At 69.9% G+C, this 16,103-nt stretch carries 13 protein-coding genes and 1 tRNA gene; 2 read left to right on the forward strand and 12 right to left on the reverse strand.

Going from position 1 to position 16,103, the window contains the following annotated elements; genetic code table 11:
• Window positions 1-4: 4 nt before the first annotated feature.
• The 3 genes from FHR90_RS07855 to ssuD are packed head-to-tail and all read right to left on the reverse strand — an operon-like array spanning window position 5 to window position 3,057.
• Complete coding sequence (locus tag FHR90_RS07855; RefSeq protein ID WP_246330112.1) at window positions 5-889, reverse strand: SDR family oxidoreductase; 885 nt, start codon at window positions 887-889, stop codon at window positions 5-7.
• A gap of 57 nt (window positions 890-946) precedes the next feature.
• Complete coding sequence (locus tag FHR90_RS07860; protein WP_176621527.1) at window positions 947-1,888, reverse strand: aliphatic sulfonate ABC transporter substrate-binding protein; 942 nt, start codon at window positions 1,886-1,888, stop codon at window positions 947-949.
• On the reverse strand, window positions 1,888-3,057 hold the full coding sequence (gene ssuD / locus FHR90_RS07865) for an FMNH2-dependent alkanesulfonate monooxygenase (protein ID WP_176621528.1): 1,170 nt from the start codon (window positions 3,055-3,057) through the stop codon (window positions 1,888-1,890). Before ssuD ends, FHR90_RS07860 begins: the two co-directional genes overlap by 1 nt.
• A 182-nt stretch (window positions 3,058-3,239) precedes the next feature.
• Here ssuD and FHR90_RS07870 point away from each other — a divergent pair, with 182 nt between their 5' ends.
• Window positions 3,240-4,532 carry an NAD(P)/FAD-dependent oxidoreductase gene (locus FHR90_RS07870; protein ID WP_176621529.1) on the forward strand — a complete coding sequence of 431 codons (1,293 nt, stop codon included), beginning with the start codon at window positions 3,240-3,242 and terminating at the stop codon, window positions 4,530-4,532.
• Window positions 4,533-4,649: 117 nt separating this feature from the next.
• Here FHR90_RS07870 and FHR90_RS07875 read toward each other — a convergent pair whose 3' ends face one another.
• The 4 genes from FHR90_RS07875 to FHR90_RS07890 form a co-directional block, all read right to left on the reverse strand.
• Window positions 4,650-6,833: a S9 family peptidase gene (locus FHR90_RS07875; protein ID WP_176621530.1), complete on the reverse strand. Its 2,184-nt coding sequence runs from the start codon at window positions 6,831-6,833 to the stop codon at window positions 4,650-4,652.
• A gap of 41 nt (window positions 6,834-6,874) precedes the next feature.
• Complete coding sequence (locus tag FHR90_RS07880) at window positions 6,875-7,954, reverse strand: catalase family protein (protein ID WP_176621531.1); 1,080 nt, start codon at window positions 7,952-7,954, stop codon at window positions 6,875-6,877.
• 69 nt (window positions 7,955-8,023) lie between these two features.
• Entirely contained in the window at window positions 8,024-8,365 is a 342-nt protein-coding gene (locus tag FHR90_RS07885) for a hypothetical protein (RefSeq protein ID WP_176621532.1), read from the reverse strand.
• A gap of 343 nt (window positions 8,366-8,708) precedes the next feature.
• Window positions 8,709-8,794, reverse strand: a tRNA-Tyr gene (locus FHR90_RS07890).
• Window positions 8,795-8,906: 112 nt separating this feature from the next.
• On the opposite strand from FHR90_RS07890, the gene FHR90_RS07895 reads away from it, so the two are divergent.
• Entirely contained in the window at window positions 8,907-9,683 is a 777-nt protein-coding gene (locus tag FHR90_RS07895) for a TrmH family RNA methyltransferase (protein WP_183275014.1), read from the forward strand.
• A gap of 1 nt (window position 9,684) precedes the next feature.
• Here FHR90_RS07895 and FHR90_RS07900 read toward each other — a convergent pair whose 3' ends face one another.
• From FHR90_RS07900 to cysT, 5 genes are all read right to left on the reverse strand, one after another.
• Window positions 9,685-11,175 carry an MFS transporter gene (locus tag FHR90_RS07900; protein ID WP_246330113.1) on the reverse strand — a complete coding sequence of 497 codons (1,491 nt, stop codon included), beginning with the start codon at window positions 11,173-11,175 and terminating at the stop codon, window positions 9,685-9,687.
• A gap of 20 nt (window positions 11,176-11,195) precedes the next feature.
• Complete coding sequence (gene acs / locus FHR90_RS07905) at window positions 11,196-13,175, reverse strand: acetate--CoA ligase (protein ID WP_176625361.1); 1,980 nt, start codon at window positions 13,173-13,175, stop codon at window positions 11,196-11,198.
• A gap of 141 nt (window positions 13,176-13,316) precedes the next feature.
• The gene (locus tag FHR90_RS07910; RefSeq protein ID WP_183275015.1) at window positions 13,317-14,369 is read right to left on the reverse strand and encodes a sulfate/molybdate ABC transporter ATP-binding protein; all 1,053 of its coding nucleotides are present in this window, start codon (window positions 14,367-14,369) and stop codon (window positions 13,317-13,319) included.
• The gene (locus FHR90_RS07915; protein ID WP_183275016.1) at window positions 14,366-15,187 is read right to left on the reverse strand and encodes a sulfate ABC transporter permease; all 822 of its coding nucleotides are present in this window, start codon (window positions 15,185-15,187) and stop codon (window positions 14,366-14,368) included. Before FHR90_RS07915 ends, FHR90_RS07910 begins: the two co-directional genes overlap by 4 nt.
• Entirely contained in the window at window positions 15,184-16,044 is an 861-nt protein-coding gene (gene cysT / locus FHR90_RS07920) for a sulfate ABC transporter permease subunit CysT (protein WP_246330114.1), read from the reverse strand. Before cysT ends, FHR90_RS07915 begins: the two co-directional genes overlap by 4 nt.
• Window positions 16,045-16,103: the final 59 nt, after the last annotated feature.

Raw genomic sequence — 16,103 nt, forward strand, 5'->3', positions numbered from 1 at the left:
CCTCTCAGAGCATCGGCATGCCGCCATGCACCGGCAGCAGGGCGCCGGTGGTGTAGGTGTTGTCGGGATCAGCCAGATAGACATAGGCGCCGGCAAGTTCGGCCGGTTGGCCGGGGCGACCCATCGGCGCCTGGGAGCCGAAGCTCTTCTGGTCGTCGGGTGGCATGCCGGTGGCAATGAACGGCGTCCAGATCGGGCCGGGCAGCACCGCATTCACCCGGATGCCGCGCTCGACCAGCGAGCCCGCCAGCGAGACGGTGAAGTTGGCGATCGCCGCCTTGGTCATCGAATAGGGGATCAGCATCGGCATCGGTGTCTTGGTGTTCACCGACGAGGTGTTGATGATCGCAGCACCCGGCTTGAGATGCGGCAGTGCCGCGCGGGTCAGGTAGAACATGGCGTGGACGTTGGTGTCGAAATGCCGGTGCCACTCCGTGTCGTCGATCTCCTCCAGCCCCTGCGAGGGATGCTGGAAGGCGGCGTTGTTGACCAGGATGTCGAGCCGGTCGAATTCTGCGACCACGCGGGCGATGTGGTCCTCGCAGACCGAACGCTGGCGAAGATCGCCCGGCAGCTTCAACACGCTCCGTCCGGCCGCCTCGACCGAGCGCGCGGCCGCGTCACCGTCCGGGGCTTCCTCGTCGAGATAGGCGATCGCGACATTCGCCCCTTCCTTCGCGAAGGCAAGCGCAACCGCCCGGCCGATGCCGGAATCCGCACCGGTAACCAGCGCGGTCAGCCCGGACAGCCGCCCACTGCCGCGGTAGCTGTCCTCGCCGTAATCGGGCTCGGGCTGCATGCGCTCCGACAGACCGGGGAAGTCCTGCGGCTGCGGCTTGAACGGCGCTTTCGGGAAACGTGAGCGCGGATCGGGTACGGAAATGGTCATGATGTCTGCGGTCTCCATGCGACCGCAGCACAACCAGCCGGGGCGGGCGGGGTTCGCTCAGCTTTTCGCGAGCAGCATCTGGCGGATGTCGAGCTTCGCCGGCAGCCCGCCGGACTTGAAGAACGAATCCGCGATATGCTGCTGCTGTGCCACGATGTCGGGGGTGATCGGCTGGAACGAGAACGGCAGCTTCTCGACCGACGCCTGTACCACCGCCCGGTCGAGCCCCGTGGTACGGGTCAGGATATCGACCACCTTGTCGCGGTTGGCCTGCGCCCACTCATCGGTGGCGACGACGGACTCGTTGATCAGCTTCAGCAGCTCCGGCTGGCCGGATGCGAAGCCACGCCGGCCGATATAGAACTCCACCCCCGCATCGACATCCTCCGCGGTGGCCACGATCCGCGAGCCGTCCAGCGCCGAGGAGAGATATGGGTCCCACACTGCCCAGGCATCGAGCTGTCCCGACGCATAGGCCGAACGCCCGGCCGCCGGTAGCAGGAACACCGGGTGGATGTCGCTCCAGGCCAGCCCGTGCTTCAGCAACTGGGCCAGCAGCAGCCAGTGCGCGTTCGATCCGCGCGCCACACCCACGGTCTTGCCGCGCAGGTCGCTCACGCTGCGGATCGAACTGCCGGTGCGGGTGAGGATCGCCTCGCCATGGCCGTTGCGTGGCTCGTGTCCGATATAGACCAGCGTGTCCGGAGAGGTCGCCTGCGCGAACACCGGCGGGCAGTCGCCGACCGAGCCGTAATCGACCGAGCCGCCGATCATCGCCTCCAGCATCGGCGGTCCGGCCGGAAACTGCGCCCAGTGCACGCCGATCCCCTTCGCGGCGAAGGTGCGGTCGAGCAGGCCGGATTCCTTGACCACCACCAGCGAGCCATAACGCTGGTAGCCGATCGTCACCGATTGCGCCGCACGTGCCGGGGGTGTCGCGAGGGCTGCGGCGCCGAGGCCTAGCCCGCCCAGCAGCGCCTCGCGTCGCGTCAGCCTCATCAGCTCGCCGCCGCCTGCAGCACCGGACGGTGTTCGTTCGCGATCGTCTCGCCGAACGGCCCCATGTTGTTCGCACCGCCCCGGGCACGCACCGGATGCACGGTCGGCAGCAGCGGCAGGACGAGTTCGCCGAAGCTGTAGGCCTCTTCCAGATGGGGATAGCCCGACAGGATAAAGCTGTCGCAGCCCGCGCGGCGATATTCGTCGATCCGCTCGGCGATCGTCGCTGCGTCGCCGACCAGTGCCGTGCCGGCACCACCACGCACCAGACCCACGCCGGCCCAGAGATTGGGGCTGACCTCGAGCTTGTCGCGGCGTCCGCCATGCAGAGCGCGCATCCGCGACTGGCCGACCGAATCCAGCCGGTCGAACACCTTCTGCGCCGAGGCGATGGTGGCGTCGTCGAGGCGCGAGATCAGCCGGTCGGCGGCCGACCACGCTTCCGCCGTGGTCTCCCGGGCGATCACATGCAGCCGGATGCCAAAGCTGACCTCGCGGCCCTGCCTCGCCGCCGCCTCGCGCACGGTGGCGATCTTCTCGCGCACCGCCGCCGGCGGCTCGCCCCAGGTGAGGTATTTGTCGACCCGCTTCGCCGCGACCTCGATGCCGGCCTCCGACGAGCCGCCGAAATACAGCGGCGGCCCGCCCGCCTGGTGCGGCGGGAAGATCAGCCGCCCGTCCGAGATATTGAAATGCTTGCCGACATGCTCGACCGTCTCGCCGCGCAGCAGGCGCTGGTAGATGTCGAGGAACTCGTCCGTTACCTCGTAGCGCTCGGCGTGGCTCAGATGCAGACCGTCGCCGGCATTTTCCTTCGGATCGCCGCCCGTCACCACGTTGATCAGCAGCCGGCCGCCCGACAGCCGGTCCAGCGTCGCCGTCATGCGCGCGGCCAGCGTCGGCGATTGCAGCCCTGGCCGCACCGCGACCAGGAAGCGCAGCCGCTGGGTGGTCGGCACCAGCGCGGAGGCGACCACCCAGCTATCCTCGCAGCTCCGGCCCGTTGGCAGCAGCACGCCGTAATAGCCCAGCGAATCCGCTGCCCGCGCCACCTGTTGGAGATAGGCCAGGTCGACATGCCGGCCACCCTCCTGGGTGCCCAGATAGCGGCTCTCGCCATGGGTCGGCAGAAACCACAGCACGTTGATCCGGTCGGGTGCCTCGGTCATATTCAACGATCCCTGAACGCATATAACTGTATCTACGTACAAGATGTGGCACGTCAGGCCGGGGTCAAGCAATGCTTGCTGCGGTTTTTTGATCGATAACCGATCCATGATCGTGCAATCGGGCTGGCAACCCAGGTCGCTCTCCGACGCTTTCTATAGAAGCCAACAAGAGAAGGCCGAGCATGCCCGGAGTGCATCGTCTTGTGATCGTCGGTGGCGGTGTTGCCGGGCTGGACCTCGCCAGCCACATCGCCCGCGGCCGCGCCACACGCAGCCGTTACGCCGTTACCCTCGTCGATCGCGAGCCGGCGCACGTCTGGAAGCCGATGCTCCACACCATCGCCGCCGGCACCGCCGACGCCGCCCTCCAGCAGACCCCCTATATCGTGCAGGCCCGACAGGCCGGCTTCCAGTTCGAGCCGGGTGCGGCCACCGCAATCGACCGTGCCGCCCGAACACTGCGCATCGCCGCCGTCACCATCAACAACGAGCCCGTGCTGCCCGAGCGCGAGATCGGCTACGACACGCTGGTGCTTGCCTGCGGCAGCCGCGCCAATGATTTTGGCACCCCGGGCGTGGCCGAACACTGCGCCACCATCGATTCCCGCGGTGAGGCGATCGCCTTCAATGACCGGCTGCGCGCGGAACTGATGCGTGCCGCCGGTGGCGCGGATCACCTCAGCGTCGGCATCGTCGGCGGCGGCGCGACCGGCGTGGAACTTGCCGCCGAGCTGATCCGCATCGCCGACATCGCCGATCATTACGGCGCCAGCGGCCTGCGCCACCGCCTGCGCGTCACCCTGATCGAGGCCGGGCCGCGGATCCTCGCCCCGTTCCCGCCCCGCATCTCCACCGCCACGCAAGCCACCCTCGAAGGCCTTGGCGTCACCGTGAAGACCTCCGCCCAGGTCAAGCGTGTCGATGCCACCGGCTTCGAGCTCGCCGATGGCAGTCGGGTCGATGCCGGCATCCGCGTCTGGGCCGCCGGCGTCCGCGCGCCTCACCTGCTCGACAGCCTCACCGGGCTGGACAAGTCGAAAACCGGCCAGCTCGTCGTCGGCCCCGATCTCGTCGCCCCCGGCGACCGCCACATTCTCGCGCTGGGCGACTGCGCAGCCCCAAAGCTCCCCGGCCGCGACACCCCGGTGCCGACCACCGCCCAGGCCGCCTACCAGCAGGCGGTCTATCTCTGCGAGCATCTGCCCGCCATCATCGACGGTGCCCGCGTGCCCGATTTCCGCTACCACGATTTCGGCTCGCTGGTGTCCCTCGGCGGCTATGACGCCTACGGCACGCTCGGCCGCGTCGGCCTGCTGCAGGGCGGCTTCATCGAAGGCCGCGTCGCCCAACTCGGCCATGCCCTGCTTTATCGGCGTCACCAGAGCCGCCTCTACGGGTTGTGGCGCGGCAGCCTGCTCTGGCTCGCCGACTCTCTCGGCAGCCGCGTGAAGCCGGAGGCGCGCCTGGGGTCGTAGGCGGGGCGCTGCCCCTCGCCCCGGCAGGGATCGCGGGCCCCTGTACCCACGATCCTCCATGACCGCAGGTCCAGGAGGCTGCGCCTCCTGGCGGGGGTGCGGGGGCAGCGCCCCCGCCTACGGCCGCAGCACGTGGTCGAGATATCGGGCGCGGGTTTCGTCGATGCGGGCGCGCAGGACCGGGTCGGTCAGCATGTGTGTGCCGGGCAGCAGGCGCAGATCGTAGGGCTTGCCGGCGCGCAGCAGGGCCTGGGTGAGAGCCAGGGTGTTGAGAAAATAGACGTTGTCGTCGGCGAGGCCGTGCAGCAGCAGCAGCGGACGCGAGAGCTGGCTGGCGTAGGTCAGTACGGCGCTGAGCCGGTAGGCATCGGGGTTGGCCTGCGGGGTGCCGAGATAGCGTTCGGTATAGGCGGTGTCGTAGGTGGCGAAATCGGTCACCGGGGCGCCGGCGACGCCGACGGCGAAGATGTCGGGGCGGCGGATCGTGGCCATGGCGGCAAAGGTGCCGCCGAACGACCAGCCGTAGATGCCGGTGCGGGTGAGGTCGAGACTGTGGTCGTGGCGGCCGAGGTCGGTGAGCGCGTCGATCTGGTCGGTCAGCGGCGCGTCGATCAGGTCGCCCTGGGTGGCGCGTTCGAAATCGTGGTCGCGACCCGGGGTGCCGCGCCCGTCCAAGGCCACCACGACATAGCCGCGATCGGCCAGGCACTGCTCCGGCGCATACAGGGCGGGGGTGCGGTTGACCTGCTTGTGGCCCGGTCCGCCATAGACGGAGAGCACGACCGGATAGGCATGGTGCGGGTCGAACCGGTCGGGGCGGATGACCAGCGTGTCGAGGGCGCGGGGTCCCGCGGTGGTGAAGCTGGCGTGGATCGGCATCGGCAGCGGCTCGGCGGCATCGGGCAGGGTGGCGCGCAGGGTGCCGTCGCGGTCGCGCAGGGTGGTGGTGTGGCGCCCGTCGGCACCATCGAGCGTGTCGATGAACCGGTCGTGGATATCGTGGCTGAAATGGCCGGTATGTCGGCCGGGTTCGGTGACGATCGGGGTGATGCGGCCGGTATCGAGATCGAGGCGGCGCAGGTCGGTATCAAGCCGGTCGGGAGCGGCGGCGATGATGGCGTCATGACCGGCGGGGTCGACGTCGAGCAGCGCGGCATAGGGCGCGGCGTCGGGAGTAAGGGTGGCGGCGAGGCTGCCATCGGCGTGGTGGCGCTCGAGATGCCATTGCGCACCGCGCTGCGCCGCCCAGAGGAAGTCGCCGCCCGGCAGCGCGTAGGGCAAATCGAGGCCGCCGGCGCCGTCGAGCGGAGTGAGGTCGAGCCAGGCGGGGTCGGTGTCGGTCAGCACGGCGGTGGTGGCCCCGGTGTCGGGATCCACGCGCAGGACGCGTTCCTGCCGCTGTGCGCGGTCGAGCACGACGAGGAACAGGCCGCCGGTCCCGCGCCAGACGACGCGGCCGAGATAGGGGAAGGCGTCCGCATCCCACTGCACCCAGCGCGTCGGGCCGCCGGAGGCGTCGATCAGGCCGAGACGCAGTTTCGCATTGGCGGTTCCGGCACGCGGATAGCGGAAGGCGGTGGGCGGGCGTTCCGGGTGTGCGGGATCGGCGATGTAGTGGAGCTCGACGTCCCGGCTGTCGGCTTCCTCGTAGAGCAGGGTGGTGCTGTCGGGCGACCACCATATGCCTTCGGGGCGGGCGAGTTCCTCGGCGGCGGCGAACTCGGCCAGGCCGTGGGTGAGATCGCGCGAGCCGCCGGTGGTGAGCGCATGTTCGGCGCCGCTGGCCAGGTCGATGACATGCAGGTCGTCGTCGCGCACGGCGGCGATCCGGCGTCCGTCGGGCGACAGGCGTGGGGCGATCCATGATCCGGGCAGGGTGGTGGTGGCCCCGCTGGTGGTGTCGACGCGCAGCAGCGTGCCGCCACGCACGGCGAGCAGCGAGGCGCCATCCCGTGTGGGGAAGATGGCGGTGATGCCCGACAGCGACAGCCGTGCCCGCTCGCGCCGTGCCTTTTCCTCCGTGCTGAGCTGTTCGGGCGCTTCCGGGCCGGTGGAGAGTTCGCGCAGGCCGGTGCCGGCAGGATCGGTTCGGTAGAGATGCAGGACCGGATCGCGGGGTCCGCTGCGCAGGAACACCACGCCGTGTCCACCCGGCAGGATGTCCGGGCTGCGGATGCGCCCGAGAGTCCCGTTTCGGGTCGCGGCCAGGGTGGCGAAGCAGCTTTCCGGCCCGGATGCGAAGGCCGGGTCGCCGCCGAATACGAGGAGGGTCAGGCAGGAAACAAGAAGCGCGCGTCGCATCGTGCGGTGATGCGACGCGCGCCGCATCACCGCAAGAGGGGTCAGCCGGCCGGTTCGTGCAGCGGGCAGCCGTTGGTGCGGGCGCGGAACGCTGCCGAGTGCTGATAGGCGCTGCGACGGGCGCGGTTGACGCCGCCCAGCGGCTGATGGGCGGCAAGCCCGGTCCAGACGCTGAAGCGCATGCCCTCGTCGACGGCCTGCACCTTCTCGGGCGACCAGCTGTCCTGCGCGGCGGCACGCAGCGTGCCGACCTTGCGATAGGGCGCCTCCTGCTCGTCCCACGTGACCGTCGCATCCTCGATCGGCTGGCGTTCGAGATCGCGGCAGAGCTGCACGCGGAATTCCCACTGGGCGTCGATCTCGCGCATCTCGGCGCGCAGATCCTCGCGGATCGCGTTCTCGCGGCCGTCGATGTCGATCGTGTGGCCGGTGAGGGCGGTCATCGCCGGTGCGACCGGAGCGAGGGAGAATTTCGCGATGTAGTCGCCGTAACGGAACGGCGTCGCACTGTAATAGGTCTCGCCGAGCGGCTCGCTGTTGGGCGCGCCGCCCAGCGAGGCGATCGCGCCGCTCTCGAGTCCGACGCTGCCGAGCGCGGTGTTGACGCCGCGCAGCACGGCTGAGAGCACTTTCTTGGTGCCTTCCAGGCGGTCGGTGGTTTTCGCGAGCAGCTTGAGATTGCCGAGGAATTTCCCGGCATCGGGTGCGGCGAAGACCGGCGCGTTGACCATGATGAAGTCCTGCGTGCGGCCCTCGGCACCCTCGAGGCGTTCGCCATCGACATCCAGCACCTTGATCGCCAGCCCGCGCGGCAGGCTGATCGCGTCCGGCAGGATATCGCCGGCATTGGTCGACAGCCGCATCAGCACCTTGTGGGTGCCCGGGCGGGCGAACAGCCCCTGGGCAAGCTCCGGCGGCAGGTCGGCATCGATGCTGAGTTCGCCTTCGAGGATCGCATGAGCCTTCGCATGCACGGCGCGCACGGCATGACCGTAATCCTCGGCGGTGCGGTCGAGGATGATGTCGAAGGTCCGATTGAGCCCGTCCGCCGTCTCGCCTTCGTCCGGCTCAGGGGTCTCGATGTCGGGACGGAAGCGGACGGGTGACTGGATACCGGACATGAGACGCTGCCTCGCTGCTGAGCGGGGGCAACGGGGCAGCGCCCGACAAAGTTGCCGCCGTCCGGATGCTCAGGCGATCGGCCGGCCTTCGGTGACGCCGTAGAAGATGTAGTGCAGGAAGAGGTCGCCGTCGAAGGCGCTCAGGTCGGGATTGGCGCGCAGATAGGCGTTCGGGTCGAACAGCGGATTGGGCGCGCGACGCTCCTTGTAGCCATAGACGAAATAATGTGTCGCCGGGTCCATGCCGGAGTCGAGCACGTCGGGATTTGTCCTCTCATAGAAAGGACGATCGAAGAACAGCGCCATCGGTACGGCGGGTACCGAACCGCTCGTGGCCGGGGTGAACGTGTCGGCCGGGGTCGGTTGCGGCAGGCTCGGCGGGGCGTCGGCCGCCGGCTTGCTCTTGCGCACGGACTTCGTTCTGCCGGGAGCCGGAACGGGAGGTGCGGCTGTGCTGAGGCCAGGGGAGGTGCGCGTGCTGGTCTGTTTCGGCTTCGGCGGCATCGTGATCCCATGGTTCGGCGGTGAGGCGTCAGACGATCCGCTACCCACACCGGTGGGGTCAACGGGGAAATCTCCCGACGGTCGACAATCCGCCGTGCCGGAGGTCAATTCGACACCAGGAATGCGCGCGCGATCCAGACGGCTGCGACCAGAGCCGCCAGCAGGCAGACCAGATAGAACACGGCGAGCCTGGTCATGGGGCACCTCCAGCGCAGGTTCTCGACGACGGTCATGGAGTATGCGCACGGAATGGTGGAAGGGGTTGGATTCGAACCAACGTAGGCGTACGCCAGCGGATTTACAGTCCGCCCCCTTTAGCCACTCGGGCACCCTTCCGGCCGGGGGTCGGAACTAGGGCGGTCGGCCCTGCTTGTCAACACTCCGCCTTGAACCGGCCTCGGGGCAGGGGGTAGATGGCCTCTGACCTGCAAGCTGGAACCCGATCGCGATGCGCCGACCCTCCCGCCCTGTTGCGAATGCCGCTGCTGTCCGCGGCAAGCCGGGCGGCAGACCGGGTGGCGGCGAGCCCTGGCTCTACGGGCTGCATGCCGTGACGTCCGCGCTGGCCAATCCGGCGCGCCGGGTGCGCCGGGTGCTGGTGACGGAGGAGGCGGAGGCGGCGATCGGGCGGGTGGTGCCGCGCCCCTGGGCGGTGGGCCCGGAGCGGGTCGAGCGCGCCAAGCTCGACGCCCTGCTGGGGCGCGAGACCGTGCATCAGGGCATGGCACTGCTGGCCGACCCGCTGCCGGTGCCCCGTCTGGAGGAGGTGCTGGAGCGGCCCGGCCCGGTTCTGGTGCTCGACCAGGTGACGGATCCGCGCAACGTGGGCGCGATCCTGCGCTCGGCGGCGGCGTTCGGTGCGGCGGCGGTGGTGGTGCAGGAGCGCCATGCTCCGGAGGAGACTGGCGCGCTGGCCAAGGCGGCGTCGGGGGCGCTGGAGATCGTGCCGCTGCTGCGGGCGGTGAACCTGTCGCGCACGCTGGCAGCGCTCAAGGCGGCGGGGCTGTGGGTGGTCGGGCTGGATGCCGGCGGCGGCGTGCTGCGCGGGGAGGATTTCGCCCAGCGGCGGGTCGCCCTCGTGCTGGGCGCGGAGGGCGACGGGCTGCGGCGGCTGACCCGGGAGGGCTGCGACGAGATCTGCGGGCTGCACATGCCCGGGCAGATGGAGAGCCTCAACGTCTCGGTCGCGGCCGCGGTGGCACTCTACGAGTTCGCGCGGGGCTGACCTACAGCGCCAGCTCCTCCAGCGACTTGCCCTCCGCATCGACGCCGATCACCAGCGCGGTGATCGCGGCGACGCTCATGAGGGCAGAAGCGGCGAGGTAGCCGCCGACCACCGGGCCGATCGTGCCCAGCCCGATCAGCCAGCCGAACAGCAGCGGCGCACCGACGCCGCCGAGGATGGTGCCGAAGGCGTAGAACAGGGCGATCGCCAGCGCGCGGCTCTCGGGCGGGAAGACTTCCGACGCAGTCAGATAGGCCGAGGATGCGGCGGCGGAGGCGAAGAAGAAGACCGCCATCCAGCCGATCGTCTGGGTGGTGGCGGTGAGCTTGCCCGCGCCCAGGCCCAGGGCGACGGCGGCCATCAGCAGCGCCGAGAGGGCGTAGGTGGCGGCGATCATGCGGCGCCGGCCGATCGTGTCGAACAGATGCCCGAGCAGCAGCGGGCCGGCGAAATTGGTGATCGCCAGCGGCAGGATATAGAGGCCGATCCGACCCTCCGGCACGCCCTCGTAGCGGTTGAGCACCAGCCCGTAGGTGAAGAACACCGCGTTGTAGAGGAAGGCCTGCGCGATCATCAGCACCAGAACGTAGAGGCTGCGCGTACGGTGCGAGGTGGCCATCGCGTGCAGCAGGGCGAGCAGCCCGGTGGCGAAGCGTCGTGGCGGGGGAAGATCGACCGGGGCGACCTCGCGCCCCGTCGCGCGGGATTCGATGCCGGCCAGCACCTCGGCCGCCTGTTCGGTCTCGCCATGCAGTGCCAGCCAGCGCGGGCTTTCCGGCACGTGCCGGCGCAGCACGATCACGGCGAGGCCGAGCGCGCCGCCGATGGCGAAGCCGAGGCGCCAGCCGAGCCAGGCGGGGAGGATGGCCGGGTCCATCAGCAGCAGCGAGCCGGCCGCCCCCATCGCCGCGCCCAGCCAGTAGCTGCCGTTGACGGCGAGATCGACGCGGCCGCGCAGCCGGGCCGGGATCATCTCGTCTATCGCCGAGTTGATCGCCGCATATTCGCCGCCGATGCCCAGCCCGGTCAGCAGGCGGGCAGCGTCGAAACTGAGGTGATCGACCGACAGCGCGCTCAGCGTGACGCCGAGCACATAGAGGCCGAGCGTGATGGCGAACATCGGCTTGCGGCCGTAGCGGTCGGTCAGCCAGCCGAAACCGAGCGCCCCGCACACCGCGCCGAAGACGTAGGCCGAGGCGGCGGCGCCGATCTGCGCGTCGCTCAACGACAGGGCTGCGGCTGATTTCAGCGCCGGGCCGATCGAGCCGACGATGGTGACCTCGAGCCCGTCGAGGATCCACGTCACACCGAGGGCGAAGATCAGCAGCGTGTGGAAGGGCGACCAGCCGAGGCGGTCGAGCCGCTCACCGATCACCGACGAGGCGCCGCGCGCCCGGCCGACGAGTTCGCCGCGCTCGCCGATCCAGGCGCGATGTGCCTCGGTGCGGCGGCTGATCGCCGCGCCGAGCCGGGCTTTGGGCGAGCCGGCCAAGTGTCAGGTCGTCATCGGTCTCATTGTGCGGTCACAACGTCGCGGGCGCGCAGTCGTTCGACGATCGCATCCACCACCGATGGGTCGGCGAGGGTGGAGGTGTCGCCGAGGCTGTCGAGCTCGTTGGTGGCGATCTTGCGCAGTACGCGTCGCATGATCTTGCCCGAACGGGTCTTGGGCAGGTCGGGCACGACAAGCACGTGGTCAGGGGCGGCATAGCGGCCGAGCACGCTGCCGGCATGGCGGGCCAGCTCGTCGCACAGCGCGCGCTGACCGGCGGCGTCGAGGCTGGCGAGATCGCTTGCGCAGAGGATGACGAAGGCGAACAGCGCCTGCCCCTTGAGGTCGTGCGGCACGCCGACCACCGCCGCCTCGGCCACCGCCGGGTGATGGGCGAGTGCGGATTCCACCTCGGCGCTGCCGATGCGGTGGCCGGAGACGTTGATGACGTCGTCCATCCGTCCGGTCACCCAGTAATAGCCGTCCGCATCCCGACGGCCGCCATCGCCGGAGAAGTAGTAGCCGGGGTAGGTGGAAAAATAGGACTGGATGAAGCGGTCGTGATCGCCCCAGAGGGTGCGCATCTGCCCGGGCCAGCTCTTCGCGACACACAGCGCGCCCTCGCCCTCACCCTCGACGGGCTGCCCCTTCTCGTCGAGCAGCACCGGCAGCACGCCAGGGATCGGCAGCGTGGCGGAACCGGGCTTCTGGGCGACGATCGCGGCGGGACCGGCGATCAGGTGGCCGCCGGTCTCGGTCTGCCACCAGGTATCGACCAGCGGCACGCGGCCCTCGCCGACCACATGGTAGTACCACAGCCACGCCTCGGGATTGATCGTCTCGCCGACGGTGGCGATCACCCGCAGCGAGGCGCGCGAGCTGGCCTTCACCGGCGCGTCGCCGGCGGTCATCAGCGCGCGGATCGCGGTCGGCGCGGTGTAGAAGGTGGTAACCTGGTACTGATCGATGATCCGCCACCAGCGCCCTGCATCGGGGTAGGTCGGCACGCCCTCGAACATCAGCGTGGTGGCACCATTGGCGAGCGGGCCGTAGATCCCGTACGAATGGCCGGTGATCCAGCCGATATCGGCGGTGCACCAGTAGACCTCGCCGGGGCGGTAGTCGAACACGATCGAATGGGTGAAGGCCGCCCAGAGCAGATAGCCGCCGGTGGTGTGCAGCACGCCCTTCGGCTTGCCGGTGGAGCCGGAGGTGTAGAGGATGAACAGCGGATCCTCGGCGGCCATCGGCTCGGGAGTGCAGTCGGGCGAGGCGGCCGCCATCAGCTCGGCGTAGTCGAGATCGCGTCCGGGCTGGCGGGCGATTTCGGCGCCGGTGACGCGCAGCACGATCACGGTCTCGACCGGCGAGCCCCCGGCTTCGAGCGCCTCGTCGATGATGGCCTTCAGCCGCACCCGCTTGCCGCCGCGCCGTCCCTCATCGGCGGTGACGACCACCTTCGCCCCGCAATCCTCGAGCCGTCCGGCCACTGAACTGGCCGAGAAGCCGGCGAACATCACGGAATGCACCGCGCCGATGCGGGTGCAGGCCAGCATCGCCACCGCCGCTTCGGGCACCATCGGGAGGAAGATCGCCACCCGGTCGCCGCGCCGCACGCCCTGGTCCTTCAGAACGTTCGCGAAGCGGCAGACCTGTTCGTGAAGGTCGCGGAAGCTCAGCCGCTTCTCGACCCCCTCCTCGTCGCCGACCCAGATCAGCGCGATGTCGTCCGCGCGGGTGGCGAGATGGCGGTCGAGGCAGTTGGCCGACACGTTGAGCAGCCCGTCCTCGAACCAGCGGATCGCGTGGTCGCCGGAGAAATGTGCGTTGCAGCCGAGCGTGGGCTCGCGCACCCAGTCCAGCCGCGTGCGCGCCTGCTCGAGCCAGAACGCATCCGCGTCGTGTTCGGCGTGATTGGTCATCAGCCGGTACTGGGTCGCGTCCACCTGTGCGGAGGCGGCCATCGCCGGTTTGACGTGGAAGACCTGGCTGTCGGACATGCCTCATTCCCTGAAACGACCGCGATCGTGCACATGCCGCGGTTTCGATCGTGCGACTATGCGGCAGCCGGGCAGGTTTGCTCAACAGTTTCGCAAGCCGCCCGAATGCCGCATGGATCGGAAATGAAACACTTCACCCGTTCAGCGGATCGGCTCGCCCTTCGGCGTGAACAGACGCGGCGTGAGCAGCTCGATGCGCATGCGCTGCCCGCGTGCCGGCGTGGGCAGTTCGGCGGGGGAGAGGATCTCGAAGGCCGCCCCCGTCCCCGGCAGGGTGAGCGAGATGCGGTGGAAGGCGCCGGCCGGATGGGTCTCGTCGATCTGCGCGCCGTCGGGCGCGGGCGAGAGCCGCACCTGCCACGGCCGGATCAGCGCGACCGCCTCGCCCGCCCGGCCGGGTGGGGCGGCAAACGGGGCGATGGCCGACGATACCGGCGTGAACACGCCCGCCTCGACACGGCCAGGAAATTCCAGCGTCTCACCGAGAAAGCGCATCACGAACGCGTCCGCGGGTGCTGCTTCCAGTACCGCCGGGGTGTCGATCTGCAGCAGCTTTCCGCCGCGCAGCACCGCGACCCGGTCGGCGATCTCCATCGCTTCCTGACGGTCATGGGTGACCATCACCGTGGTCAGGCCAAGCCTTTGCTGGAGCGCACGCAGCCACACGCGGATGTCGCGGCGCACCAGCGGGTCGAGCGCGCCGAACGGCTCGTCGAGCAGCAGCAGCGAGGGGTCGGTGGCGAGCGCGCGGGCGAGGGCGACGCGCTGGCTCTGCCCGCCCGACAGGGTGGCGGGCCGGGCCTCGGCGAGTTCGGCCACCTGCACCAAAGCGAGCAGCTCGGCGACGCGGGCGCGGCGTTCGGCGCGCGAGGGTCGCAGCCGGCGCGGGCGGACCTTGAGCCCGAAGGCGACATTGCCGGCGACGGACAGATGCGGGAACAGCGCGTAGTCCTGGAACACGAAGCCGATATTGCGCCTGCGTGCCGGCAGGCTGCCGAGATCGACGCCGTCTCGCCGGACATGGCCGGCGCTGGCGCGGGCGAGGCCGCCGATAATGCGCAGCAGCGTGGTCTTGCCCGCCCCCGACGGGCCGACCAGGGCGACGAATTCGCCCGGCGCGACGGTGAAGCCGACCGCGTCGAGGCCCCGTCCGGCACCATAATCGAGGCTGATGGAGTCGATCTCGAGGTTCATGCGCGCACGGATCCGGCACGGCGGATCAGCGTGCGCAACGCGATCACCGCCAGCGCCATCAGGGCCAGCGTCGCACTCAGCGCGAAGGCGGCCGTGCTGCGGTAGCCGTTGTAGAGGGTCTCGATCTCGAGCGGCATGGTGTTGGTCAGTCCTGGAATATGGCCCGATACCACGGCAACGGCGCCGAATTCGCCCAAGGCGCGCGCGGTGGTCAGCAGCACGCCCGACAGCAGCGCCAGCCGCATTCCCGGCAGGATCACCCTGGCCCACAGTGACCACCAGCCCGCGCCCAGCAGCACGGCCGCCTCCTCCTGCGCCGGCCCCTGCGCTTCCAGCAGCGGCAGCGCGGTGCGCACCACATAGGGGAAGGTGACGAACAGGGTGGCGAGCACGATGCCCGGCCAGGCGAACATCAGCCCGATGCCGTGGCGCTCGCACCACGGCCCGAACCAGCCCTGGGCGCCGAACAGCAGCAGCCAGACCAGCCCGCCGATCACCGGCGAGATGCTGACCGGCAGTTCGATCAGGGTCAGCAGTGCGGCCTTGAAGCGGAAGTCGAACCGCGCCAGCAGCCAGGCGGCGATGGTGCCGAAGACGCTGTTGACGGCGACCACGATCACCGCGACGAACAGCGTCAGCCGGATCGCCGACAGCGTCTCGGGCTCGCGCAGTGCTTCGAGCGCGGGGCGCCAGCCGTCGGCGAAGGCCTGCACGAACACCAGCACGAGCGGTGCGATCAGCAGCACGCCGACGATGGCGCAGGCGGCGGCCATCACCAGCCAGTCGCGCGCGTCGGCGCGGTCACGCACGCGGCTCATCGCAGCGCCCGCCGGGCGGCCGACAGGGCGGCGAGGCACAGGGCGGCGCCGAGCAGCATCAGCAGCCCGATCGCGGCGGCGGACGCCTCGTCGAATTCCTGCAGCCGGATGACGATCAGCAGCGGCGCGATTTCGGAGCGGCCCGGCATGTTGCCGGCGATGAAGATGACCGAGCCGTATTCGCCCAGCGCGCGCGCGAAGGCCAGCGCATAGGCCGCCAGCAGGGCCGGACGCAGGGCCGGCAGCACGATGCGGGCGAGCACCTGGAGATGCGTGGCCCCCAGGCTTTCGGCCGCCTCCTCGCGCGCCGCCGGCAGTGCCGCCAGCACCGGCTCCACCGCGCGCACCGCGAACGGCAGGCTGACGAACACCAGCGCGACCTCGATGCCGGCGCGGGTATAGGCGATGTCGATGCCGAGTTCGTGCAGGGGCGCGCCGAACCAGCCGCGCGGCCCGTACAGCGTGGCCAGTGCGATGCCGCTGACCGCGGTGGGGAGCGCGAAGGGCAGGTCGATCAGCAGGTCGAGCCCGCGCCGGACTGCGGCGAGCGGGCCAGAGCGCGGGCCGCGCGCCAGCGCCCAGGCCAGCACCAGACCGAGCCCTAGCGCGATCGTCGCGGCGAGTGCGGCCGCACCGAAACTGAGCGCGAGCGCTGCCCGCACGCGATCACCGGTCAGGACATGCAGCATCGCGCCGGGGCCGTGTTCCCACGGCCGCAGGGCGAGAGCGCTGAGCGGGAGGGCGACCAGCAGGCCGGTCCAGAGCAGGGTGGTGCCGAGGGCGGGGGCGAAGCCCGGCAGGAGGGGGCGGTGGGGAGTGATCGGCAGGCTCCGGAAGACGATGTTCTCTTTTGACAAGAACCAAAAAAACTTCCGTCCGTCGGGATTCCGTGGGCTGGCGAGCGCCCGGTACCCTG

The sequence above is a fragment of the Endobacter medicaginis genome, assembly GCF_014192375.1.
Lineage (GTDB): Bacteria > Pseudomonadota > Alphaproteobacteria > Acetobacterales > Acetobacteraceae > Endobacter > Endobacter medicaginis.

What these genes read in the sequence shown, in the direction of transcription:
- FHR90_RS07875 (WP_176621530.1), bottom strand. Translation starts at nt 6,833, where the DNA reads ATGCGACGCGCGCTTCTTGTTTCCTGCCTGACCCTCCTCGTATTCGGC.
- ssuD (WP_176621528.1), bottom strand. Translation starts at nt 3,057, where the DNA reads ATGACCGAGGCACCCGACCGGATCAACGTGCTGTGGTTTCTGCCGACC.
- FHR90_RS07915 (WP_183275016.1), bottom strand. Translation starts at nt 15,187, where the DNA reads ATGAGCCGCGTGCGTGACCGCGCCGACGCGCGCGACTGGCTGGTGATG.
- FHR90_RS07855 (WP_246330112.1), bottom strand. Translation starts at nt 889, where the DNA reads ATGACCATTTCCGTACCCGATCCGCGCTCACGTTTCCCGAAAGCGCCG.
- FHR90_RS07860 (WP_176621527.1), bottom strand. Translation starts at nt 1,888, where the DNA reads ATGAGGCTGACGCGACGCGAGGCGCTGCTGGGCGGGCTAGGCCTCGGC.
- FHR90_RS07880 (WP_176621531.1), bottom strand. Translation starts at nt 7,954, where the DNA reads ATGTCCGGTATCCAGTCACCCGTCCGCTTCCGTCCCGACATCGAGACC.
- FHR90_RS07910 (WP_183275015.1), bottom strand. Translation starts at nt 14,369, where the DNA reads ATGAACCTCGAGATCGACTCCATCAGCCTCGATTATGGTGCCGGACGG.
- FHR90_RS07895 (WP_183275014.1), top strand. Translation starts at nt 8,907, where the DNA reads ATGCGCCGACCCTCCCGCCCTGTTGCGAATGCCGCTGCTGTCCGCGGC.
- acs (WP_176625361.1), bottom strand. Translation starts at nt 13,175, where the DNA reads ATGTCCGACAGCCAGGTCTTCCACGTCAAACCGGCGATGGCCGCCTCC.
- FHR90_RS07870 (WP_176621529.1), top strand. Translation starts at nt 3,240, where the DNA reads ATGCCCGGAGTGCATCGTCTTGTGATCGTCGGTGGCGGTGTTGCCGGG.